Origin of the sequence: Trueperella sp. HMSC08H06, from assembly GCF_001808465.1 — a bacterium.
GTDB classification, from domain to species: Bacteria; Actinomycetota; Actinomycetes; order Actinomycetales; family Actinomycetaceae; genus Trueperella; species Trueperella bernardiae.
In genome coordinates this window covers 13,188-36,729 of the sequence record NZ_KV793370.1, presented here as the reverse complement: position 1 = coordinate 36,729, position 23,542 = coordinate 13,188, and the positions used below count along the sequence as shown (strand labels likewise).

Here is a 23,542-nt window from a genome sequence, read left to right as displayed (position 1 = left end):
GTCCTTACCGCGCCAGAACTATGATCGGTGTCATGGTAGAAATTCGCATCCATGGGCGAGGCGGCCAAGGCGTGGTGACCGCCTCTGACCTCGTTGCAATGGCCGCGTTCGCCGAGGGTCGTCACGCCCAGGCATTCCCTTCGTTTGGATCCGAGCGCACCGGCGCGCCCGTCGTCGCCTACTGCCGGGTCCGTGAGGAAGAGATCCGCACCCGCGAACCCGTGCTTCATCCGGATCTGCTCATCGTGCAAGATCCCACGCTGCTTGGCATTGTCGATGTGTTTTCGGGGCTGAACCCGCGTGGCTACGTGCTCATCAATTCCTCCAAGCGCAGCGCGGAGCTTGGGCTCACCGAGCGTCAGGCCGAGATGCCGCAGGGCCACTTCATGACGATCCCGGCCGCGGACATCGCGCGCAAACACACCGGGCGCACCGTCCCTAACGCCGTGCTCCTCGGCGCGGCCGCGGCGCTGACCGGCCTGTACAAGATGGAGTCGGTGGCCAAGGCGATCTCTGAGCGCTTCCCCGGGCGGGTAGGCGAGATGAACGTGGCCGCCGCCCAGGAGGCATATGACCTGGTGCTAGCTAAGAAGGAGGCGCTCAATGCTGAAGCAAATTGAGGGATCGCAGGCGATCGCCCAGACCGTGGCCGCGTGCCGGCCCAACGTCGTCGCCGCCTACCCCATCTCACCCCAGACCCACATCGTGGAGGGCCTGTCGGCGATGGTGAAGAAGGGCGAGCTTGAGAACTGTGAGTACATCAACGTCGAGTCGGAGTTCTCGGCCATGTCGGCCTCCATCGGAGCTTCGGCCGTGGGCGCCCGTGCCTACACCGCCACCGCCTCCCAGGGCCTGCTCTACATGGTCGAGGCGGTCTACAATGCCTCCGGACTGGGCCTGCCGATCGTTATGACAGTGGCCAACCGCGCAATCGGCTCGCCGATCAACATCTGGAACGACCACTCGGACGCGATGTCCCAGCGCGATTCTGGCTGGCTGCAGCTGTACGCGAAGGACAACCAGGAAGCGGCGGACCTGCACGTACAGGCCTTCCGGATCGCCGAGGAGCTCTCGCTGCCGGTGATGGTGTGTATGGACGGCTTCATTCTGACCCACGCCGTGGAGCAGGTGGACATCCCCGAGCTGGAACAGGTGGATCGCTTCCTGCCGCCCTACGAGCCGCGCCAGGTGCTCGACCCGGCCGATCCGATCTCGATCGGCGCGATGGTGGGCCCGGAGGCCTTCACCGAGGTGCGCTACCTCGCCCACCACAAGCAGCTTGACGCGCTCGAGCTCATGCCGCGCATCCAGGCCGAGTTCAAGGAGATCTTCGGCCGCGATTCGGGCGGGTTGCTGCACGAGTACAAGTGCGAGGACGCGGAAACGATCGTCGTCTGCCTCGGTTCGGTCACGGGCACGCTGCGCGACGTCGTCGACATGCGGCGCGAGGCGGGGGAGAAGATCGGCGTGCTCTCGCTCGTGTCCTTCCGTCCGTTCCCGTCGGCGGCGGTGCGCGAGGTGTTGAAGAACGCCAAGCGCTTCGTGGTGCTGGAGAAGGCGTTCTCGGTGGGCATCGGCGGCATCGTCTCCTCCCACTGCCGGGCGGCCATGCGCGGGCTGCACTTCACCTGCCACGAACTGATCGCGGGCCTGGGCGGGCGCGACATCACGATCGCTTCGCTCAACGCCTACCTGGACAAGGCGGTGCGTGACGAGGTGGAGCACCTGACGTTCCTCGACCTCGACACGGAGCTCGTGGAGCACGAACTGGAGCGCGAGGCGAAGATGCGCAGATCCGGCGCGATTCCGGAAAACATGATCCGCCACTACGCGGAGCGGGCACAGGAAGAAGGTCACGATGACATCCGTTGATTTGCCAAGCCCGGAGTACCGCCAGACGGCGATCCCCTCCCGCGAAGAGGTCAAGTTCTACCAGGTCGGATCCTTCGCGGTGGGCAACCGGTTGGTGGACGGGCAGTACCAGTCGGTCCAATCCGGACCGAACCGCTTCAACTCCCTGACCTCGGGCCACCGCGCCTGCCAGGGCTGCGGCGAAGCGCTCGGCGCCCGCTACGCCCTCGATGCGGCGATGGCGGCCACCGACAACCACGTGGTAGCCATCAACGCCACGGGCTGTCTTGAGGTCTTCTCCACCCCGTATCCCGAAACCTCGTGGAACCTGCCGTGGATGCACTCGCTGTTCGGCAACACGGCTGCCGTTGCCACCGGTGCGGCCGCCGGCCTGAAGGCGATGGGCAAGTCGGACGTGCGGGTGGTGGCCCAGGGCGGCGACGGCGGCACGGTGGACATCGGCTTCGGCCCCCTGTCGGGCATGTTCGAGCGTAACGACGACGTGCTCTACATTTGCTACGACAACGAGGCCTACATGAACACGGGCGTGCAGCGATCGGGCGCCACCCCGCCCACGGCCCGCACGTCCACCACCCAGCCCGTCGGCCCGGAGCCGGGCAATACCTGGGGCCAGGGCAAGGACTTGCCGCGCATTGCGATGGCGCACGAGATCCCCTACGTCGCCACCGCCACGGTGGCTGACCTGCGCGATCTCGAGTACAAGGTGACGAAGGCGATGGGTATGCACGGCGCGCGCTACATCCACATCTTCGTGCCGTGCCCGCTCGGCTGGGGCACCGCCTCCGGAGTCACGGTCAAGGTGGCGCGCCTGGCCACCCAGACTGGCCTGTTTCCGGTCTACGAGGCCGAGTATGGCGAGATCACGTCCGTGTCGAAGATCCGCCGCCCGGCGCCCGTGGAGGACTACCTGCGCCTCCAGCGCCGCTTCGCCCACCTATTCAAGAAGGGCGCGGACCCGGAGGTGATTCGTCGGATCCAGGAAATGGCGGACCGCAATATCAGGCGCTATGACCTGATCGATGACGAGTCGTTGGATGAGTTTGTCAAGTACGAGGGAGACGAATCATGACATCGCTGCGAGACGAGAAGGAAAACCTGCCGTTTGCGATCACCCTCGAGGTGGGCTCCTCGGCGGCGAATCGCACGGGCACGTGGCGTTCGGAGCGGCCGGTCTACGTCAACCTCCTGCCTCCGTGTAACAAGCAGTGCCCGGCGGGGGAGAACATCCAAAAGTGGCTCTACCACACCGAGGAGGGCAACTACGAGGCGGCCTGGCGCGAGATCATGGTCAACAATCCGCTTCCCGCCTGCATGGGCCGCGTGTGCTACCACTCTTGCCAGGTGGCGTGTAACCGCGCCCAGGTGGACGAGGCGGTGGGCATCAACTCGGTTGAGCGCTTCCTTGGTGACAAGGCGATCGAGGAGGGCTGGAAGGTTGAGGTTGCCGCCGCGCCGTCGGGAAAGAAGGTCCTGGTGGTCGGCTCGGGCCCGGCGGGGCTGTCGGCCGCCTACCACCTCGCCCTGCTCGGCCATGAGGTCACGGTGCGGGACTTGGGTGAGAAGCCGGGCGGCATGATGCGCTATGGCATCCCGTCCTACCGCCTCCCGCGCAATATCCTCGACGCGGAGATCCAGCGGATTGCCGACATGGGCGTCACCTTCGAGCAGAACACGCGGGTCGACGACGTCGAGGCCGCACTTGCCGACTTCGACGCGGTCTTCACTGCGGTGGGCGCCCAGATCGGGAAGAACATCAACGTGCCCGCCGGGTCGGCCTCGCACGTGATGGACGCGGTGGACGTGCTGCGCGACGTGGAGGAGGACGGCTTCGCGGCGAATGCTAGCCAGCCACTCCTCGGCCGCGTGGTGGTGGTCTACGGTGGCGGCAATACGGCTGTGGACGCCGCCCGTACGGCCAAGCGCCTGGGCGCCACCGAGTCGGTCATTCTCTACCGCCGCACGCGCGATCGGATGCCGGCCCATGATTCGGAGGTCCAGGAGGCCGAGGAGGAGGGCATCACGATGCGCTGGCTGTCCACAGTGGACCACGTGGATGCCGGCTCGATCAAGATCGAGAAGATGGCCCTGGACGAGAACGGCTTCCCCCAGCCCACCGGCGAGTACGAGGAGCTGGCCGCCGATTCGCTCATCATGGCGCTTGGCCAGCAGTCCGACCTCACGCTCCTCGAGGGAGTGGAGGGCGTGGAGATCAACGACGGCGTCGTCACGGTTTCTGGCCAGATGATGACGGGCCGCCCGGGCGTCTTCGCCGGTGGCGACATGATCAAGGCGGAGAAGAACGTGACCGTGGCGATCGGGCACGGCAAGAAGGCCGCCCGCTACATCGACTCCTGGCTGAGGGGTGGCACGTACGCCCCGGCGGACAAGCACGGGGACGCCACGCTCGATCGGATGGAGACCTGGTACTACTCTGACGCCCCGCACAAGATGCGCAAGCGCCTCGAGGGCGCCCGGCGCTCCTCCACCTTCGACGAGGTGGTGATCGGCCTGGACGAGGAGTCGGCGATCTACGAGGCGCGGCGTTGCATGAGTTGCGGCAACTGCTTCGGGTGTGACAACTGCTTCGGCGTGTGCCCGGATAACGCGGTCACGAAGATTGCCTCCGGCGTGTATGAGTTCAAGTACGATTACTGCAAGGGCTGCGGCGTGTGTGCCGAGGAATGCCCGTGTGGAGCGATCTCCATGGTGCCGGAGGAGATTTAGTGAGTCTTTTCGATCCCATCGAGTTACGCGGGCTGCAGGTCCGCAACCGGATCTGGCTGCCGCCGATGTGCCAATACTGCGCGGGGGAGTCGGGGGAGTGGCTGGGTCGGCCGAACGACTGGCACTACCAGCACTACGCCTCCCGCTCTGTGGGCGGCTTTGGCCTCATCACGGTGGAGGCAACGGCGGTCACCCCGGTGGGGCGCATCTCGAACAAGTGCCTGTGCCTGGATGATGAGGCGGATGTGCCGGCCTTCCGGCACATCGCCCGGGTCATCACCCAGCACGGCGGGGTGGCCGCGATCCAGCTCAACCACGCCGGCCGCAAGGCCTCCACGCGGGGTGGGCTCGGTGGTGGCGCGTTGCCGCCCGAGGAGGCGTGGGAGACCGTGGGGCCCAGCGCGATTGCGTTCGAGGGCCTGCCCGCTCCGCGGGAGATGACGGAGGCCGAGATCCAGGCCGTTATTGCCCAGTTCGCCTGCTCGGCGAACCTGGCGGTGGAGTCCGGCTTCCAGGCGATCGAGATCCATGCCGCCCACGGCTACCTCATTCACCAGTTCCTCTCCCCGATATCGAATCATCGCGAGGACGCCTGGGGCGGAGACTTCGAGGGCCGCACGCGCCTCCTGCGCGAGGTTGTGCGCGCGGTGCGTGCGGTGATCGGCGACGTGCCGCTCTTCGTGCGGATCTCGGCCACCGACTGGCTGGCGGAGAACTTCGAGGAGGTGGACGGCAGCTACGGGTGGACGCTGCAGGATTCGATCCGGCTGGTGCGCGAGCTTCCCGACGTCGATTTCTGGTCCGTGAGCACGGGCGGTTGCTTCCCCGTTAAGATCCCCGCCGGCCCGGGATACCAGGTCCCTTTCGCCCGCCGGATCCGGGAGGAGACGGGCGCCGTGGTGGGCGCCGCCGGGCAGATCACGAACGCCACGCAGGCCGACGTCGTCGTCTATGAAGAAGAGGCGGACGTGGTCTACGTGGGACGCGTGGGGCTCCATGACCCGTACGTGCCGCGACACTGGGCGAAGGTGCTGGATGTGGAGATCCCATGGCCGGACCAGCTAGTGAGGGGAAGGTCGACGCGCTGAAGGGCAAGATTGCAGGAGTGGTCGCGCTGGGAGTGATGGCCGGGATGGTGCGCCGCCGGGGAGTGGCGAAGCAGAACTCGCCTTTCCGCCGGTATTGGGAGCGCCACCTCCAGGCTGAACTGGCCCGCCTTGACCAGATCGCGCAGGTGGGCGGCGAGATGCCACTCATCTACGTGGCGCTCGGGGATTCGGCGGCCCAGGGCCTGGGCGCCCGGGTGGTTCAGGAGGGCTACGTGCCCCGGTTCGCGCGGGCGCTGGAGGAGATGAGCGGGCGCGAGGTCGTGCTGCTTAACCTGTCGCTCTCGGGCGGCACGATCCAGTCGGTGCTCGGTACCCAGCTACCGCAGTTGCGCGGGCTCAAGGTGGCGGGCGAGCCGTTGCGCCCTGACGTCGTCAGCCTCGACATCGGCGGCAACGACGTGCTCCAGCCGTGGCTGAGCCAGGATGAGTTTGCCGCTTACGTCGAGCGTCTGGAGGGCGAGTTGCCCGCCGGCTCGTTCGTCATGAATATCCCCTCGTTCGGGGTGATGACGGCCGACGCGCGGGCGGAGGAGTTCTCGGCCAGCATCGATCGGCTCGAGTCTCACCGCGTCGTCGACATCCGCAGTATCTCTCAGAGCCTGCCGATGGCCACCTACCTGTTTTCCTACCATGCGATCGACCTCTTCCACCCCAACAGCCCGTGGTATGCGGTGTGGGCGCAGGAGCTTGCCGACGCCGTGGCGCACGACCGGGGTTGGGAGCGCACCGAGGTGGCGGAGCTCGGGACCTGGAGCGGGCCGATCGCGCGGACGTGAGTTGGGCGACGGCGTCGTTGCGCGGGCCACAGTGGACCGAAATCGCCCCGGGCTGGCTCAATGATTAGACTTGGAGCGTAAACCCGCGCCTGCGGGGGCAAGGAAAGGTAGACATGACTCTCAGTCCACTCGACGAGGCCGGGATCGCGCAGGCGGTGGCCGATGCGCGAGACGCATTCGCACGTGCGTCGAGCCTCGATGAATTGAAGGCGGCGCGCCTGGCCCACAGCGGAGACAACGCGCCGATCACGCACGCGAATATGCAGATTCGCAACCTGGATAAGGCCGACAAGCCGGTGGCCGGCAAGCTCATGGGCGCGGCCCGCAAAGACATTCAGGCGGCGTTGGCCGTGGCGGCCGCGCGTCTGGAGGCGGCCGACCAGGAGCGCGTGCTGCGCGAGGAGCGCGTGGACGTCACGGTGCCGACCAGGCGCGCGCCGCTGGGTGCCCGCCACCCGCTGCCCGTGCTCATGGAGGACATCTGCGACCTCTTCGTGGCCATGGGCTGGGAGGTGGCCGAGGGCCCCGAGGTGGAAAACGAGTGGTTTAACTTCGACGCGCTGAACTTCGGCCCGGATCATCCGGCACGCCAGATGCAGGACACGTTCTATGTGCGCAGCGTGGAGCGCGTGGGAGCGGCCGGCGAGGAGAAGGTGGCGGATGCTACGGGTCTGGTGCTGCGCACGCACACCTCGCCGGTGCAGTCCCACGTTATGCTGGACCGCGGTGAGCCGCCGATCTACGTGGTGTGCCCGGGCAAGGTCTTCCGCACCGATGCCCTCGATGCCACCCACACCCCGGTCTTCCACCAGATCGAGGGCCTGGCGGTGGACAAGGGTCTGACGATGGAGCATCTCAAGGGCACGCTCGATCACTTCGCCAAGGGCATGTTCGGCCCGGAGGCGCGCACGCGCCTGCGCCCGTCGTTCTTCCCGTTCACCGAGCCGAGCGCGGAGATGGACCTGTGGTTCCCGCAGAAGAAGGGCGGCCCGGGCTGGATCGAGTGGGGTGGCTGCGGCATGGTCAACCCGGAGGTGCTGCGCAACGCGGGTATTGACCCGGACCTCTACACGGGCTTCGCCTTCGGCATGGGCATCGAGCGCACGCTCATGCTGCGCAACTCCATCGACGACATGCGCGACATGGTGGAGGGCGACGTGCGCTTCTCCGCCCAGTTCGCCGCGACCGGAAGGGGCAACTAATGCCGAGGATCGATATTGATTGGCTCTCCGACCACGTTGAGGTCCCGGCCGGCCTCACGGCCGAGCAGCTCGCAGCTGACCTGGTGCGTGTGGGCCTGGAGGAAGAGGAAATCCACCGCCCGGACGTGACCGGGCCGATCGTCGTCGGGCGCGTGCTGACGCTGGAGAAGAACGAGCAGAAGAACGGCAAGCTCATCAACTACTGCCGCGTGGACGTGGGCGCGCATAACGACGCCCCGGGCGAGGGCAAGGAGCCCTCGGAACTGGCCTCGCGCGGCATTATTTGCGGCGCTCACAACTTCGTCGAGGGCGATTACGTGGTGGTCTCGCTTCCGGGCGCCGTATTGCCGGGTGATTTCCGCATCGCGGCGCGTAAGACGTACGGGCACGTCTCGGACGGCATGATCTGCTCGAAGGCCGAGCTGGGCCTGGGCGAGGATCACGACGGCATTATCGTGCTCGCCTCCAGCCCGGAGGAGGCCGCCGAGCGCGGCATCCCGGCGGTGGGTGAGGACGTGCTCGACTACCTTGGCCTCGCCGGCGAGGTGCTGGAGATCAACGTGACCCCGGACCGCGGCTACTGCTTCGCCATGCGCGGCGTGGCCCGCGAGTTCGCCCACTCCACGGGCGCCCGCTTCACCGACCTGGGGCTCGAGGAAAACCTTTCCGCCCCGCTGCCGACACCCACGGAGGACGGCTTCCTGGTGGAGGTGGACGACGCGGCGCCGATCCACGGCGTTCCGGGCTGTGACCGCTTCGTTACGCGCATCGTGCGGGGGATCAAACCGCAGGCCGCCTCGCCGGCGTGGATGCAGGAGCGTCTGTTGGCTGCGGGCATGCGCTCGATCTCGCTGGCGGTGGACGTGACTAACTACGTCATGCTCGACCTCGGCCAGCCGCTACATGCCTACGACCTCGACACGCTCGTGGCCCCGATCGTGGTGCGGCGGGCCAACGACGGCGAAACCCTTGTCACGCTGGACGGCGTGGAGCGCGCGCTCGGCGGGGACGATCTGCTCATTACCGATTCCGAGGGCGGGCGCGGGGCGCGCGTGATCGGCCTGGCCGGCACGATGGGCGGCCTGGACACGGAGATCACGGATGCGACCACGAACGTCCTCATCGAGGCGGCCCACTTCGATCCCGTCTCCGTGGCGCGAATGGCCCGCAAGCATAAGTTGCCCTCGGAGGCCTCCAAGCGTTTCGAGCGTGGCGTGGACCCGCGTGTGGCCGGCGTTGCCGCCCAGCGCGTGGCCGAGCTCCTCGTGGAGTTCGGCGGCGGGAGGATCGATGAGGCGAACTCGGATTACGATCAGACTACTCTGCCCGAGCCGCTCACCTTCGACATCTTCGAGGTCGCCCGCCTCACGGGCCTCGACCTCGGCCGCGAGCGGATCGTGGAGATCCTCGAGCAGATCGGTTGCGCCGTGTCGGGCGACGACGCCCTGTTGGTCACCCCGCCCACGTGGCGACCGGATCTCACGGGCCCGGCGCACCTGGTCGAGGAAGTGGCCCGGCTGGTGGGCTATGACGAGATCCCGTCCTGGTTGCCGACCGCACCCGCAGGTGCGGGCCTGCGCCCGGCCCAGCGCCACCGCCGCGACATTAGCCGTGCGCTCGCCGAGGCCGGCTGGACCGAGGTGCTGTCCTACCCGTTCGTCTCCGCCGAGGCGTTTGCGAAGCAGGGCATTGCTGACGACGACGATCGCCGGCTCGCGATCCGGCTGGCCAACCCGCTGCAGGAGGAGGCTCCTTACATGCGCACCTCGCTCCTTGATTCGCTGTTGGAGACTGCGCGCATGAACGTGGCGCGCGGCAACCCGACCGTGGCGGTGTTCGAGGCCGGGGTTGTCACGCGGCCCACCGGCATTGCGCTGGCGGCGAATCCGGGCGTGGGCAAGCGGCCCGATCCCGAGGCGCTGGAGGCGCTCCTCGCCTCGATCCCGGCCCAGCCGCATCACGTGGCGGGCGTGGCAATCCCGGCGGTCACCCAGGCTGCGGCGGATCTGCCGGCCCAGACCTGGAACTGGCGCGACGCGGTGGAGGCGGTCAAGACCGCCGCCCGCACGATCGATCTCACGCTCGGGGTCGCGAATGCCGAGTACGCGCCATTCCACCCGGGCCGGTGTGCCGAGCTCGCCGTGGGCGGGGCCGTGATCGGGTATGCGGGCGAGCTGGACCCGCGCGTGTGCAAGGCCTTCGAGCTGCCCGCCCGCACGGTGGCCTTCGAATTCGACCTGGATGCGCTCATCGAGGCGCGTGGCGGTGATCCGATCACGGTGGGGCCCGTCTTCACCCATCCGGTGGCCAAGGAGGACTTCGCCCTCGTGGTCGATGAGCAGGTGACGGCCGCGGAGGTGGAAAAGGTGCTGGCTGAGGCGGCGGGGGAGATCCTTGAGGAGATCCGCCTCTTCGACGTTTACACCGGCGACCAGATCGACGAGGGTAAGAAGTCCCTCGCCTTCGCCCTCCGCTTCCGTGGGGATCACACCCTGCCTGCCGAGGAGATCGCCCAGGTGCGCAACCGGGTGATCAAGGCCGCGAAGAAGGCATTCGATGCGCAGCTACGGATGTGATTGCGGTTGACCGACACGCGGGCCCTGCCACTCGGCAGGGCCCGCGCCCATAGGATGGTGTTATGGCGAAGAACAAAGGTGCAACCCGGGCGCTCCAGGCCCTGAACTGGGCCGGCGTGGACTACGAGCTCATCGAGTACGAGCACTCGGAGCAGATGGACGGCGGTTACGCGCTCGACACCTCGCGCGTGCTCGGGATTGACCCGCACATGATCTTCAAGACGCTCATGGTGAGTGTGGATGGCCACCCCGTGGTCGCCGTCGTGCCCGCGTCGGGGCGGTTGAGCCTCAAGGCGCTGGCGAAGGCCGCGGGCGGCAAGTCCGCTGCGATGATTGCTCCGCACGACGCCGAAAAACTCACCGGGTACGTCACGGGCGGGATCTCGCCGCTCGGGCAGAACCGCCAGTTGCCCACGTGGATCGATTCCTCGGCGCAGACTTTGGATCGCTTCGTCGTCTCGGCGGGCAAGCGCACCCTGTCGGTAGCAATGAGCCCGGCCGATCTGGCCGGGCTCACGCGGGCGCAATTTGCGCCGATTGGCACCTGATTACTTCATACCGCCGAAGAACTTCTCCCACGGCATGTCGAGCGGGGCATCCTTCTCGATGATCTGGTAGAGGTAGCGGCATAGCGGGAAGTCCTCGGGCTTGATCACGCCGCGCTCGGTGAGCGGCTCAAGCGCGCCGCCGATCACGCGGATCGCCTGGACGCCCTCGAGAGTCACGCCCTTCATCAGTGAGTCGCGCACCTCGGAGAACGGGACGCCCTCACCCACGAACGTGCCCGCCTTGACGTTGCGTCCGCCGGCGGAGGTGACATACATGTCGCCCACGCCCGCCAGGCCGTCGGCCGTCTCGGGCTTGCCGCCAAGCAGGGTCATGAACTGGCGAAGCTCGGTCTGGCCCTGGCCGAACACGGCCGCGTTGTAGTTGAAGCGCACGTAGCGGTCATCCTGCTTGCCTTCCTTGCGCAGGAGCCCGGCGCCGAGGCCGGCGGCGAAGGCGTAGATGTTCTTCGTGGCGGCGCCGATCTCGCACCCGCGGAAGTCGGTGGAGGTCCACACGTGGTAGTAGTCCGTGCGGAACAGGTCGGCCAGGTAGTCGAGCGAGTCCTGGTCCTCGCCGGCGAAGATGACGCACGTGTCGTGGTGGACGGCCACCTCGCCCGCGATCGACGGGCCCACAATCGCGTTCCAGGTCACGGAGTTGGCCAGGTCCTCGTCGAAGTAGGAGCGCAGCACGTCCGGGAGTAGGTGGAGCGTGCCGTCGTCGTCGGCCTCCATGCCCTTGGTGACGTTGAGGACCTTCATGCCGGGCCTCACCAGCTTGGCCAGGCGCTCGCCCGCCCAGCGCACGCCGAAGGAGTTGACGCCGGACATCGCCACGTCGGCGCCCTCGAAGGCGGCCTCGGCGTCCTCGAGCTGGTAAGCCACCACCTTGTCGTTGACCTTGAGGTCGAGGTCGGGGTGGACGCCCGTGGTCTGGATCGACTCGATGATGTCACGATCGAGGTGGGTGCCAACGAGGTTGACCTTGTGGCCGTTCTCCGTGAGCGGGAAGGTGAGGGCGGTGGCCATGATGCCGGCGCCGAGAATTGCGATGGTTGCCATTTAGTTCTCCTTCGAGGTGTAGGCCAAGATTGCCTCGGCCGTGTAGGTGTCGATAATGAATATTTGGGCAAGCTTGGCGCGGGCGGCCGCCACCATGGCGGGCGCCTTCTCCACCTCGCCGGCCACCGCCACCGAGAGGTGGGCCTGGGCGAGGTTGCGTAGCGGGTAGGCGATCGTGCGCCGTTCGAGCTGGGCGGAGATGGGGTTCCCGTCGGCGTCGACGTAGTGGGAGAGGATGTCTCCCACCGAGCCCTTGCGCCGCAGCATGTCGATGGTCTCTTCCGGGATGAATCCCGATTCGACCAGCACGGACTCCTTGGAGACCGTGCCGGGGGAGTAGACGACGAGGTCCGCTCCGGCGGCGCCCTCGAAGATCCGGGTGATGGAGGGTTCGGCCATGAGCTGCGGGCCGAGGTCCGGGTTGCCGATGATCGTGGGGGCCGGGAGCGTGAACGCGGTGCCGGGGGCCTTGCGTGCCATGGCGGAGATGGAGGATGAGACCTCGTTGTCGCCGTGGTGGGTGGGCCCGCCGTTCGTTTGGTAGACGCGGATGCCGGGTGACCAGTGCTCGGGCAGCGCGGTGGCGAGCGCGGTCATCGTGCGCCCCCAGGCCACGGCGAGGGAGCGGATGGGCGCGCGGCTCATGAGGAACTGGGCGGTGGCGCGGGCCACCACCTGGCGCCCGTCGCCGTTCTTCGACGGCACGACGATCGCGCGCTTGAGTCCCAGCTGCTCGGCGATTTGCATCTCGAGGTGGTGGGTCTGGATGCGCGGGTGGTTGATCGTGATGGTGACGAGCCCGGTTTGGCGTGCCTCGTCGATGAGGCGGCCGATCGTCCAGCGGGTGTATCCCAGGCGTGTGCCGATGGCCTGTTGGGTGAGGCCCTCCATGTAGTAGAGGTAGGCGGCCTCGAACATGAGGTCATCGCGAGACGAATGCGGCATTGCTTTCTTCATGTCTTGAGTTTCTCAACAATCCACTCATATGGGTAGGGTTTTACATAAAGGGCTCTTAAGTGCACTGGGTTCGGTGTCTGTTCTCACAGTGGACGCCAGTGGGGAAAGATGCGCCGGAGCGTATAGTTATACGTATGACGTACTCTGTTGCTATCGCTGGCGTCACCGGATATGCAGGTGGCGAGGTCGCGCGCGTACTCGCCGCACACCCTGACATGAAGGTCGCCACCGTCGCCGCACACAGCTCGCGCGGCACGCTCGGTGAGCACCAGAGGCACCTGTGGCCATTGCGACACCTTGAGATCCAGTCGCTTGAGGCGGAGGTGCTCGCTGATCACGACGTCGTCGTCCTCGGCCTTCCCCACGGCGCGTCGGCTGCGCTCACGGCACAGATCGAGCAGATCAATCCGGACGCCCTCATCATTGACCTCGGCGCCGACCACCGGCTGACCGACCCGGCGGCTTGGGAGCGCTACTACCACTCGGAGGCGGCCGAGCCGTGGACGTACGGCATGCCCGAGCTCATCCGCGCCACGGGGCTCACCCAGCGCGAGCTGCTCGCCGCGACGCGCCGCATCGCCGCCCCCGGCTGCAACGCCTCGGCCGTTACCTTCGCCGTCCAGCCGGCGATCGCCGCCGGGCTGGCAAGCGGGGAGGACATCGTGGCGATCCTCTCAGTGGGCTACTCGGGTGCGGGTAAGTCGCCCAAAACCCACCTGCTGGCCTCCGAGGCCATCGAGTCGGCCACGCCCTACGCCGTGGGCGGCACCCACCGCCACATCCCAGAGATCGCGCAGAACCTCATCACGGCCGGCGCGCCGGCCGTGAGCCTGTCCTTCACCCCCGTCCTCGTGCCGATGTCGCGCGGCATCCTCGCCACGGTCTCGATCCCGGTGGAGGGCGTGAGCCCGGAGCGCGTGCTCGAGGCCTACCGGGGCGCCTACGCCGACGAGCCCTTCGTCGCGTGGTCGCCCGACTGGTCTTCCACGGGCATCGTGGCGGGCTCCAACCTCGCGCTCGTCCACGCCGAGCTCGACGCCGACGCGCGGCGCATCACCGCGATCTGCGCGATCGACAATCTGGTCAAGGGCACCGCCGGGGCGGCCACCCAGTCGATGAATCTGGCCCTCGGCCTTCCCGAAACAACCGGCCTGTCCCAGATTGGAGTAGCGCCATGATTCTCTTTACCGACACCGCCGCGGACGTCCAGCCCCTCGGCGTCACGGCCCCGCAGGGCTTCCGGGCGGCGGGCGTGCGCGCGGGGCTGAAGAGCGCCGGGCGCGACGTCGCGCTCGTCGTCAACGACGGCCCGCAGCCGACCTCGGCTATGGTCCTCACCTCCAACCGCGTCTACGCCGCGCCCGTGCGTTGGATGAAGCAGATCGCAGGCGGCACCCAGACCGCCGCCGTCATCAACTCGGGCGGTGCGAATGCAGCCACCGGCCAGCCCGGCTTCGAGGACACGGTGACCACCGCCCGCCATACCGCGGCCATGCTCGGGCGGGAGCCCGAGGAGGTGGCAGTGTGCTCCACCGGGCTCATAGGCGAGCGCTTGCCGATGAGCAAGCTGCTCGCGGGCATCGCCGACGCCGGGGCTCACCTCAGCGCTGACGCCGGAGCCGATGCCGCCGAGGCGATCTGCACCACCGACACGGTCAGCAAACAGGCCGGTATCGCCGGGCCGTACACGATTGGCGGGATGGCCAAGGGCGCGGGCATGCTCGCCCCGGGCATGGCCACGATGATCTGCGTCATGACTACCGACGCGGTGCTGACCAATGCGCAAGCCCAGGAGGCACTGGAGGCCGCGGTGGCGGCGTCGTTTAACCGGATCGACTCCGACGGGGCAATGTCCACGAACGACACGGTGCTCCTGCTCGCCAGCGGCGCCTCCGGCGTCGTGCCCGAGGACTTCACGGGGCAGCTTACGGCGGTGGCCCAGTCGCTGGCGCGCCAGCTCATCGCGGACGCCGAGGGCGCTTCGCACGACGTGCTCATCCGCGTGGTCGGTGCCAGCTCGCAGGAGGCCGGGCTCGCGGTGGCCCGCGCCGTGTCCCGCTCGAACCTGCTCAAGGCCGCGATTTTCGGCAACGACCCGAACTGGGGGCGCGTCATTGCCCAGGTGGGCACCGTCCCTGCGGACGTGGCGCCCTACGACGCCGACGCGCTGGACGTGTATTTCAATGGCGTGCAGGTGTGCCTGGCCGGGGGTGTGGGCGAGGACCGGACCCTGGTGGACCTGGCCTCGAACCGGGAGGTCGCGATCGAGATCGACCTGCATGCTGGAGAGGAGGTCGTTGAGCTGTGGACCAACGACCTCACGCACGACTACGTCCACGAGAATTCGGCATATTCGACATGAGCATCTTGAATCGCCTGGCCGGCGCCCAACAGAAGGCCGAAATCCTCATCGAGGCCCTGCCCTGGATCAACGAGTTCGCAGGGCACCGCGTGGTAGTCAAGTACGGCGGCAACGCCATGATCAACGACGAGCTCAAGCGGGCGTTCGCCAAGGACATCCTCTTCATGCACTCAGTTGGCCTGTACCCGATTGTGGTGCACGGCGGCGGGCCGCAGATCAACTCGATGCTCGAACGCGTGGGCATCCAATCCGAGTTCCGCGGCGGGCTGCGCGTGACCGACCGCGAGACGATGAATGTGGTGCGCATGGTTTTGACCGGCCAGGTCCAGCGCGAGCTGGTCTCCCTGCTCAACGTGGACGGGCCGCGCGCGATCGGCTTCTCGGGCGAGGACGCGGGCTTGCTGTCCGCGCGTCGGCGTAAGGCTGAGGTCGGGGGCAAGAAGATCGACATCGGGCACGTGGGCAACATCGTCTCCATCAACGTCGCCTCCCTCGACCACATGCTTGCCTCCGGACACATCCCCGTCATCTCGACCGTGGCCACCGACGTCGACAACCCCGAGGACGTGCTCAACGTCAACGCCGACACGGCCGCGGGAGCGATCGCCGACGCCGCCGGCGCGGATAAGCTCATCATCCTCACCGATGTGGAGGGCCTCTACCTCGACTGGCCGGACAAGTCCTCACTCGTGTCCGAGATCCACCCCGACGACCTGCGCGCCCTCCTGCCCTCCCTCGATTCGGGGATGAAGCCGAAGATGGAGGCAGCGCTGAAGGCGGTGGAGCGCGGCGTGCCCAAGGCGCATATCATTGACGGGCGGATGGCTCATTCCATCCTGCTCGAGATCTTTACCAACGCCGGCATCGGCACCCAGGTCACGGCCGCTGCCCCGCGCGGTGTGGTGGGCCAGAAGGAGGCCAAGTGAATCGCGACCTGTATCCCCAGCGGATGATGAACGCCTTCGGCGATCCGCAGCTGGTCATCGACCGTGGCGAGGGCGTCTACGTCTTTGACGAGGAGGGCAAGCGCTACCTCGACCTGCTCGCTGGTATCGCCGTCAACGCCCTCGGCTACGCTCACCCCGCCATCACCCGCGCGCTCACCGAGCAGGCGGGCAAGGCCACTCACGTGTCGAACTTCTTCGCCACGGCCCCGCAACTCGAGCTGGCCGGCGCTATCCAGCGCATGCTGTCCGACGACGGCTACGTGGGCGCCTCAGCCCGCGTCTTCTTCTGCAACTCGGGCGCCGAGGCGAACGAGGCCGCAATCAAGATGGCCCGCCTGCACAAGCCGCGCGGCACGATCATCGCGCTCAAGGGCGGCTTCCATGGCCGCACGCTCGGCGCCCTGTCGATCACGCACAAGCCCGCGATCCGTGAGCCCTTCGAGCCACTCGGAGGGAACGTCCTCTTCATCGATCCCACGATCGAGGCCCTCGAGGCCGCTTTCGACGACGACGTGGCCGCCATTTTCGTCGAGACCATCCAGGGCGAGGCCGGCGTGGTTCCCCTCGAGGGTGACTTCCTGCGCCGCGCCCGCGCGCTCGCCGAACGCTTCGGGGCCCTGCTCGTGGTGGACGAGGTCCAGACCGGCGTGGGCCGTACCGGGCGCTGGTTCGCTCATTCGGGCATCGTCAAGGCCGACGTCATCACGATGGCGAAGGGCCTGGGCGGGGGCGTGCCGATCGGTGCCGTCGTCGGAATTGAAAAGACCGGGCGCCTGCTTACCCCCGGTAGCCACGGCACCACGTTTGGCGGCAACCCGCTGGCGTGTGCGGCGGCGAACGCCGTGGTGGGCGAAGTGGCGGGGCTCTTCGAGCACGTACGGGCTACCGGGGAGTGGCTGCGCGGCCATCTCGAGGCGCGGGGCTTCGAGGTGCGCGGGGCGGGACTGCTGCTCGGCGTCGTCGTCGAAAACGCCCCGGCTCTCCAGACGGAACTGCTGGAGAAGGGCTTCATCGTCAACGCGCCGAACGCCACCACGATCCGGCTGGCGCCGCCGCTCATCATCACGCAAGATGAATTGGCACCTTTCATCGAAGAAATGGAGACACACTCGTGACAGGAACCATGGTGACCAAGGCGGCCCGGCTCGCCCGCATCATCACGATGGTCGAATCCCAGCCCATCGGCTCGCAGGCCGAGTTGCGGGCGCTGCTGGCCGACGAAGGCATCATCGTCACCCAGGCTACGCTCTCGCGAGACCTCGACGAGTTGCAGGCACGCAAGGTTCCCGACGGCGCCGGCGGGCGCTACTACAAGATCCCCAGCCCCGGGGTGGCCGGAGAGGCTGACGCACCCGCGGGCTTCCACCTGGAGCGCTGGGCGCGCGAGGTCATGGTGTCGGCCAAGTCGGCCGGTAACCAGATCGTCCTTCGCACCCCGCCCGGGGCGGCCCAACTACTGGCCTCGGCGCTGGATCGCGCTGTGCTCGACGGCGTGCTCGGCTGTATCGCGGGTGATGACACCGTGCTCATCATTACTGAATCCACCAAACGTGCCGACGAGCTGCTGAGCCACCTCATCGACATCGCCCACTCTTCCTCAAATAACTAGAAAGGTTCATCATGGCAAAGGAACGCGTAGTCCTCGCATACTCAGGCGGGCTCGACACCTCGGTGGCGATCGGCTGGATCGCCGAGCAGACCGGGGCGGAGGTCGTCACGGTGGCGGTCGACGTCGGGCAGGGCGGCGAGGATCTGGAGGTGGTCCGCCAGCGAGCCCTCGACTGCGGTGCCGTGGAGGCCTACGTGGCTGACGCCCGCGATGAGTTTGCCGAGGACTACTGCATGCTCGACCTGCAGGCCAACGGCCTGTACATGGAGGCCTACCCACTCGTGTCGGCGCTGTCCCGCCCGGTGATTGTTAAGCACCTGGTCACGGCGGCCCGCCAGTTCGGCGCGGAGACCGTGGCCCACGGCTGTACCGGCAAGGGCAATGACCAGGTGCGCTTCGAGAACGGCATCACTTCGCTCGCCCCGGACATGAAGTGTCTCTCGCCCGTACGCGACCTGGCGCTCACCCGCGAGTTCGCGATCAACTACGCCGAGAAGCACAACCTACCGATCGAGACCACGAAGTCCAACCCGTTCTCCATCGACCAGAACGTGTGGGGCCGCGCGATCGAGACCGGCTACCTCGAGGACCTGTGGAACGCGCCCACGAAGGACGTTTATAACTACACCGATGACCCGGCCTACCCGCCGCTTCCGGACGAGGTCGTGATTACCTTCGAGAAGGGCATCCCGGTGCAGATCGACGGCCGGGACGTCACCCCGCTGCAGGCGATCGAGGAGATGAACGCCCGCGCGGGCGCCCAGGGCATCGGCCGGATCGACATCGTTGAGGACCGCATGGTCGGCATCAAGTCGCGCGAGATCTACGAGGCGCCGGGTGCGGTGGCGCTCATCACGGCTCACCGCGAGCTCGAGCGCGTGACGATGGACCGCGAGCAGGCGCGCTTCAAGGAGCGCGTGGGCCTGCGCTGGTCGGAGCTCGTCTACGAGGGCCAGTGGTTCTCCCCGCTCAAGCGCTCGCTTGACGCGTTCATCAAGGACACCCAGGAGTATGTGTCGGGCGACATCCGGATGGTCCTACACGGCGGGCGCGCCGTGGTGACGGGCCGCCGCTCGGATACCTCGCTGTACGACTTCAACCTGGCCACCTACGACCAGGGCGACACGTTCAACCAGTCGCACGCCCGCGGCTTCATCGCGCTAACCGGCCTCACCACCCAGCTGGCCGCAGCGCGCGACGTGAAGTTCGGCAAGGGCGAGGCGATGCCGAAGCTCAACCTCTCCTAAGTGAAACGGGGGCGAAAGTGGCGCGGGAGACCGCGCCACTTTTGTTGCCCCCGCTACGGCGTGGCAGTGGGGTGGAGGATGGGCGCGCACGGACGTCACCAACGGCAAAAATAGGGAAAACCAACAGTCTGGCCCTTTTCCGGAGGTTAGGGTAGGCTGCCCTTGGTTAGCTCGCGGTTGATGTGCGCACACCACGCCGGCCGTTTTCACCGACCCGTTGGGTCCGAATTGATTGGAGATTACATGCGCGAACGTTTCGGACGCATAGTTGCCGCGCTATCATTTGGCGCGATCACAGCTACTGCGTTTTCGGCGATTCCGTCTGCGATGGCGGTATCACACCTCGACGAGGACATTGCACAATCGGCAGATGCATCGTGGCATTCCGTCATCGTCGTGATGGACGACCAGCAGGAGGCGGATGGTGCACCTGCGAGAACCACGCAGGAAAAGACTGACCACGTTGAGAATCTGGTCGATATGGCGGCAACCTCTCAGCAGGCCGTCCTTGTCGCGTTGGCCGAGGCGGAGAAGGCTGACAAAGCACAGAACATCGAGTCGCTGTTCGTGGTCAACGCAGTCACTGCCACAGTGACGAAGGAAGTCGCTATTGACCTGGCAAAGATGCCTGGCGTCAGCGAGGTCCTTGCTGATCAGAAGATCGAAGCCGATCCGGTGGTCGACGATTCCGGTGCTCGCATGTCGAGTGTCGATGGGTCTGCTCCCATGCACCTCCCGTGGAACCTTCGTCAGATTTCTGTCACCGAGGGCCTGCTCGGCGAGTATGCCGGCGAGGGCATCACGGTGGGAATCATCGACTCCGGTGTCGATATCACCCACCCGGCACTCAAGGATAAGTGGCGCGGAAACACTGGTGACAAAGCTGTGAGCTGGTTCGATACGGTCGGTTCGGAGACCGAGCCGGTCGATTCCACGGGCCACGGCACGCACGTTGCCGGTACGATCCTCGGCTCGGACCCGAGCGGGACCGGATCCCTTGGAGTGGCTCCCAAGGCAAACTTCATCGCTGCGCGAGTCTTTGACGAGAACGGCGATACGAGTGATTCGCAGCTGCTTAAGGCAATGGAGTGGATGCTCGCCCCGGTTGACAGCAACGGGGTCAAGCACCCGGAGCTCGCTCCGCGCGTCGTCAACAACTCGTGGGGGAGCTCGGCGGCCAACCACCTCATGCGCGATGCGCTCAAGGAATGGCGCAGTGCTGGTATTCTCCCGGTGTTCTCGGCCGGTAACCAGGACTTGAATAACTTTGGTGGCTCCGGCTCGATCAGCCAGCCTGGTTCCTTCCCGGAGGCGTTCGCCGTTGGTGCGCTGCGTTCCGACGACGTCGTGGCGAGGTTCTCGCTTCGCGGCCCGTCGCGGTACACCGATCAGGTCAAGCCCGATATTTCGGCACCCGGTGTCAACATCCGCTCGGGCTGGAATAAGCAGACGATGAAGATCTTGACGGGTACATCGATGGCTGCTCCGCATGTGACTGGTGTTGCCGCCCTCGTCTTGAGCGCCAACCCGAATCTCACGGTTGACAAGCTTGAAGAGATCCTGCGTCAGTCCGCTACGCCCCTAACCGATGCTCAGCACGTCGAGGCCCCCAACCACGCCTACGGCGCCGGTAAGGTCAACGCTGCCCTCGCGATTGATATGGCGAAGGTCGATTCCACCATCGGCACTGTCCAGGGCAAGGTCTACGTTCGCGGCGTCGATGCCGGTGCGCCGGTGATCACGCATAACCCCATCGGGGTTTTCTACCACGCCACCACAACTAACGTGACCGCACAGGTGGCTGACGACACCGGCATTGCTTCCGTTACTCTCAAGCTGGCTAACGCAACCGGGGAACGCACTGAGGCAATGACGCTTATCGAGGGCACGAAGGTTGACGGAACATATGGATTCGTCATTTCGCCGAACACGTTGAAGTCCGATGACGTTTCTTACCAGATCTGTGCCACCGACCGTACGGAGAAGGAAGCTTGCACGCTGGTGCACCGCTTCGAGCAGAAGGACGCCGTCACTGTCGGGTGGGCTGAGGACTTCGAGTCTGGCGTGGCCGGCTTCGAGATGAGCGGCGAGACGCCGATGTGGGCGTGGGGAAGGCCCGCAGAGTCGCTGAAGAAGCCGACCTCGGGCGAAAAGCTCGTGGGCGTTGGCCTCGACGGCAAGGGATACCCGGGCCTGTCGGACGCTGTGCTGCTGACCCCGCCGATCGGCCTGAAGGACGGCCAGCCGGCAGCGTTGACCTTCAAGCACTGGTACGACCTCGATAACTATGCGTTTGCGGTGTACGACACCGCCGAGGTCTGGGTTGGCGAGGTCGGCTCCGATGGCGAAGTCACCTGGGAGACCAAGCCGCAGTTGCTGTTCAAGAACACGTCCGACTGGCAGCGCGGGTATGTTGACCTGACGAAGTATGCGGGCAAGACCGTCCGGGTCATGTTCGGCATGCGCGGCGCGTGGAAGTCCGAGCACGCCACCGCCGGCTGGTTCATCGATGACATGGCGCTCGAGGCGATCAAGACGACCACCGTTCCGAAGGTGGACAAGGAACTCGCGATCAACAAGTACGCCTCGGGCCGTACGGTGGTTGACTTTGCCCCGATTAAAGACGAGACGATCAGCGCCTACCGCCTATACCGCGCTCACGACGACGGCACTTTCACCCGTGTTCAGGAGCTCACCGGCTCGGATATCGGCAAGTACTCGGTCACTTTCGCTGACTATCCAACCCCACAGCAGGGCACGTACTCGTACTACGTGACTGCCGTGGCGGGCGAGGCTGAGTCGGAGCCGTCGGAGATTCTCCAGCGCACCTTCACGATGGGCAAGGAGATCAAGAAGTTCGACTTTGAATCGGATGCCCAGGGATGGACGTCCGAGTCGGATAAGGGCACGGTGTTCGAGCGCGGCGTCCCGGCGCTCGAAGATATCGATGCCTATGGCAAGGCTCCGACGAGCACGCAGATGCGTGGGAAGAACCCGGACAGCCCGAACGTCTTCGCGACCGTCCTCAATGACTATCGCAAGTCCAAGGCCACCTACACCCTGATCTCGCCGGCCCTGGATCTGTCCGCATACAGTGACGTCACCATGTACTGGCAACAGTGGTTCAACACCCGCGGTCGCGTCGGTCACGATGAGTGGAGCACCTATGATGACGACATCGCGCACATCTACGTGCGCCAGAGTGAGGGAGAGTGGAAGGAGATCTTCAAGCTCGACGAGGCGAAGGTCGACGAGAAGGATCCGGAGGACAAGAAGACTCAGCTCCGCACCGCGAACGCCTGGCATGTCGACGGCGTGAAGATCCCGGCAGAGTATCTTGGGGCAAAGACCCAGGTGAAGTTTGAGTTGGTATCCGGTAGTGAATTGACCGACTTCGCCGGCGGCTGGTTCCTTGATGACGTCATGTTCGCAGATACGGTGGACGCCACGGTTCCGCAACCGAAGCTGACGGCGTCGACCTCGCTTGCTCTTTACGACGGCGATGAGCTGACGCTACCGTCGCTGGCGCTCACGCAGGCAGTGACGGACGTTTCCGCTACCGCCACCGACTCGTGGGTGCCCGCGGTGGGGGCGACTGTTGAGTTCGCCGAGCGCGGTACGAAGGTGGCCACTGAGGCTGGCACCGGTGAATACTCGCTACGTAGCCATGCGGGTGAGGCCTCGCTCATTGCGAAGGCACCCGGTTACAAGTCAGCGGTCGAGACGCTGCAGCTGGTTGACGGCAAGGCGATTACCCAGGACTTCTACCTGGAGAAGGCAAACGCCCAGAACGTCACGTTCACCGTCAAGAACAAGTCCGGTGAGAGCGTTGCGGATGCGCGCCTGAGTGTGTACGCGAAGGGGAGCACGGCACCCGTGCTCGCGGAATCGGCGCCAGAGCCCGTGACGGCAGAGCTTTTGCCGGGCGATTACACTCTGCGCGCGGGCGCTCCTGGGTACGTGGAAGTTGACCTTCCCTTGACAGTGGAGGAAGTCCAGCCGGCTCATGTTGAGATCGAGCTTGCCCACGCGGTCGGCGGAGAGTCTTCCTGGACCTCCTACGACACTGGCAAGGCTGGCGCCGGACTCACTACACTCAATGAGGGCAAGACCGCCGCCGTGCGCTTCGACGCGGACGCCGACGCTCATGTCACAGCTGCCCGTTTCTTCATCTTCCGTTCCACCGTGGCACAGGAGTTCGAGTGGGCGCTGTGGGAGAACGATGACCGCGACGGCCTTCCAGGCCGCGTGCTTGTGGGCCCGATGAAGGCGAGAGTCGACGCCGGTGAAGGCGGGACCTGGGTGGAAGTCTCGACCCCGTACCCGATTCCGGTCCACGGTTCGTACTACATCTCTTACACACAGCTGGATGGCGGAAAGGACCGCATCAACCTGGGCGTGGATTCAAGCAGCGACGGCTCGGAGCACAATTTCAAACTGATCAATGATGCCTGGGTGAGCCCTGACGAAAACGGTCAGTTCATGATCAACGCTCAGGTGATGAGCGTGACACCCGACCAGCCGGGTGAGCCGGATAACCCTGGCACGACC

Annotated in this window: 18 protein-coding genes; 16 read left to right on the top strand and 2 right to left on the bottom strand. The window is 66.1% G+C overall.

Going from position 1 to position 23,542, the window contains the following annotated elements; translation table 11 throughout:
* Nucleotides 1-32 precede the first annotated feature (32 nt).
* The 9 genes from HMPREF3174_RS08430 (at nt 33) to ybaK (ending at nt 10,807) form a co-directional block, all read left to right on the top strand.
* A complete protein-coding gene (locus HMPREF3174_RS08430; RefSeq protein ID WP_062613824.1) occupies nt 33-620 on the top strand; it encodes a 2-oxoacid:acceptor oxidoreductase family protein in 588 nt (195 codons plus the stop codon).
* A complete protein-coding gene (locus HMPREF3174_RS08425; protein ID WP_070445583.1) occupies nt 604-1,872 on the top strand; it encodes a transketolase C-terminal domain-containing protein in 1,269 nt (422 codons plus the stop codon). Before HMPREF3174_RS08430 ends, HMPREF3174_RS08425 begins: the two co-directional genes overlap by 17 nt.
* Entirely contained in the window at nt 1,859-2,941 is a 1,083-nt protein-coding gene (locus tag HMPREF3174_RS08420) for a thiamine pyrophosphate-dependent enzyme (protein ID WP_068538989.1), read from the top strand. The genes HMPREF3174_RS08425 and HMPREF3174_RS08420 overlap by 14 nt, the downstream gene beginning before the upstream one ends.
* Nucleotides 2,938-4,596, top strand: a complete 1,659-nt coding sequence (locus HMPREF3174_RS08415; protein ID WP_068538990.1) for an NAD(P)-binding protein — start codon at nt 2,938-2,940, stop codon at nt 4,594-4,596. The genes HMPREF3174_RS08420 and HMPREF3174_RS08415 overlap by 4 nt, the downstream gene beginning before the upstream one ends.
* A complete protein-coding gene (locus tag HMPREF3174_RS08410; RefSeq protein WP_218837031.1) occupies nt 4,596-5,684 on the top strand; it encodes an NADH:flavin oxidoreductase/NADH oxidase in 1,089 nt (362 codons plus the stop codon). The genes HMPREF3174_RS08415 and HMPREF3174_RS08410 overlap by 1 nt, the downstream gene beginning before the upstream one ends.
* Nucleotides 5,645-6,481 (top strand): SGNH/GDSL hydrolase family protein, encoded by an 837-nt coding sequence (locus HMPREF3174_RS08405; protein WP_070448374.1) that lies wholly within the window; start codon nt 5,645-5,647, stop codon nt 6,479-6,481. The genes HMPREF3174_RS08410 and HMPREF3174_RS08405 overlap by 40 nt, the downstream gene beginning before the upstream one ends.
* Before the next feature lie 113 nt (nt 6,482-6,594).
* Nucleotides 6,595-7,683: a phenylalanine--tRNA ligase subunit alpha gene (pheS, locus tag HMPREF3174_RS08400; protein WP_062613830.1), complete on the top strand. Its 1,089-nt coding sequence runs from the start codon at nt 6,595-6,597 to the stop codon at nt 7,681-7,683.
* Entirely contained in the window at nt 7,683-10,259 is a 2,577-nt protein-coding gene (gene pheT / locus HMPREF3174_RS08395; RefSeq protein WP_070445580.1) for a phenylalanine--tRNA ligase subunit beta, read from the top strand. The genes pheS and pheT overlap by 1 nt, the downstream gene beginning before the upstream one ends.
* 62 nt (nt 10,260-10,321) lie before the next feature.
* A complete protein-coding gene (gene ybaK / locus HMPREF3174_RS08390; protein ID WP_070445578.1) occupies nt 10,322-10,807 on the top strand; it encodes a Cys-tRNA(Pro) deacylase in 486 nt (161 codons plus the stop codon).
* Here the strand turns inward: ybaK and HMPREF3174_RS08385 are convergent, their stop codons facing one another.
* Together HMPREF3174_RS08385 and HMPREF3174_RS08380 are read right to left on the bottom strand one after the other, a co-directional pair.
* The gene (locus tag HMPREF3174_RS08385) at nt 10,808-11,869 is read right to left on the bottom strand and encodes an NAD(P)H-dependent glycerol-3-phosphate dehydrogenase (RefSeq protein WP_062613833.1); all 1,062 of its coding nucleotides are present in this window, start codon (nt 11,867-11,869) and stop codon (nt 10,808-10,810) included.
* On the bottom strand, nt 11,870-12,826 hold the full coding sequence (locus HMPREF3174_RS08380; RefSeq protein ID WP_083200609.1) for a sugar-binding transcriptional regulator: 957 nt from the start codon (nt 12,824-12,826) through the stop codon (nt 11,870-11,872).
* Nucleotides 12,827-12,960: 134 nt separating this feature from the next.
* Between HMPREF3174_RS08380 and argC the strand changes: the two genes are divergently transcribed.
* The 7 genes from argC to HMPREF3174_RS08345 form a co-directional block, all read left to right on the top strand.
* Nucleotides 12,961-14,004 (top strand): N-acetyl-gamma-glutamyl-phosphate reductase, encoded by a 1,044-nt coding sequence (gene argC, locus HMPREF3174_RS08375; protein WP_070448373.1) that lies wholly within the window; start codon nt 12,961-12,963, stop codon nt 14,002-14,004.
* Entirely contained in the window at nt 14,001-15,188 is a 1,188-nt protein-coding gene (gene argJ, locus HMPREF3174_RS08370) for a bifunctional glutamate N-acetyltransferase/amino-acid acetyltransferase ArgJ (protein ID WP_070448372.1), read from the top strand. The genes argC and argJ overlap by 4 nt, the downstream gene beginning before the upstream one ends.
* A complete protein-coding gene (argB, locus tag HMPREF3174_RS08365) occupies nt 15,185-16,114 on the top strand; it encodes an acetylglutamate kinase (RefSeq protein WP_201783166.1) in 930 nt (309 codons plus the stop codon). The genes argJ and argB overlap by 4 nt, the downstream gene beginning before the upstream one ends.
* Entirely contained in the window at nt 16,111-17,250 is a 1,140-nt protein-coding gene (locus HMPREF3174_RS08360) for an acetylornithine transaminase (RefSeq protein ID WP_068538998.1), read from the top strand. The genes argB and HMPREF3174_RS08360 overlap by 4 nt, the downstream gene beginning before the upstream one ends.
* Nucleotides 17,247-17,744 carry an arginine repressor gene (locus tag HMPREF3174_RS09480; protein WP_308802793.1) on the top strand — a complete coding sequence of 166 codons (498 nt, stop codon included), beginning with the start codon at nt 17,247-17,249 and terminating at the stop codon, nt 17,742-17,744. The genes HMPREF3174_RS08360 and HMPREF3174_RS09480 overlap by 4 nt, the downstream gene beginning before the upstream one ends.
* Nucleotides 17,745-17,755: 11 nt before the next feature.
* Nucleotides 17,756-18,991, top strand: a complete 1,236-nt coding sequence (locus HMPREF3174_RS08350) for an argininosuccinate synthase (protein ID WP_068539000.1) — start codon at nt 17,756-17,758, stop codon at nt 18,989-18,991.
* A 327-nt stretch (nt 18,992-19,318) separates the two neighbouring features.
* A partial coding sequence (locus tag HMPREF3174_RS08345) for a S8 family serine peptidase (RefSeq protein WP_168160575.1) occupies nt 19,319-23,542 on the top strand: 4,224 nt, incomplete at its 3' end.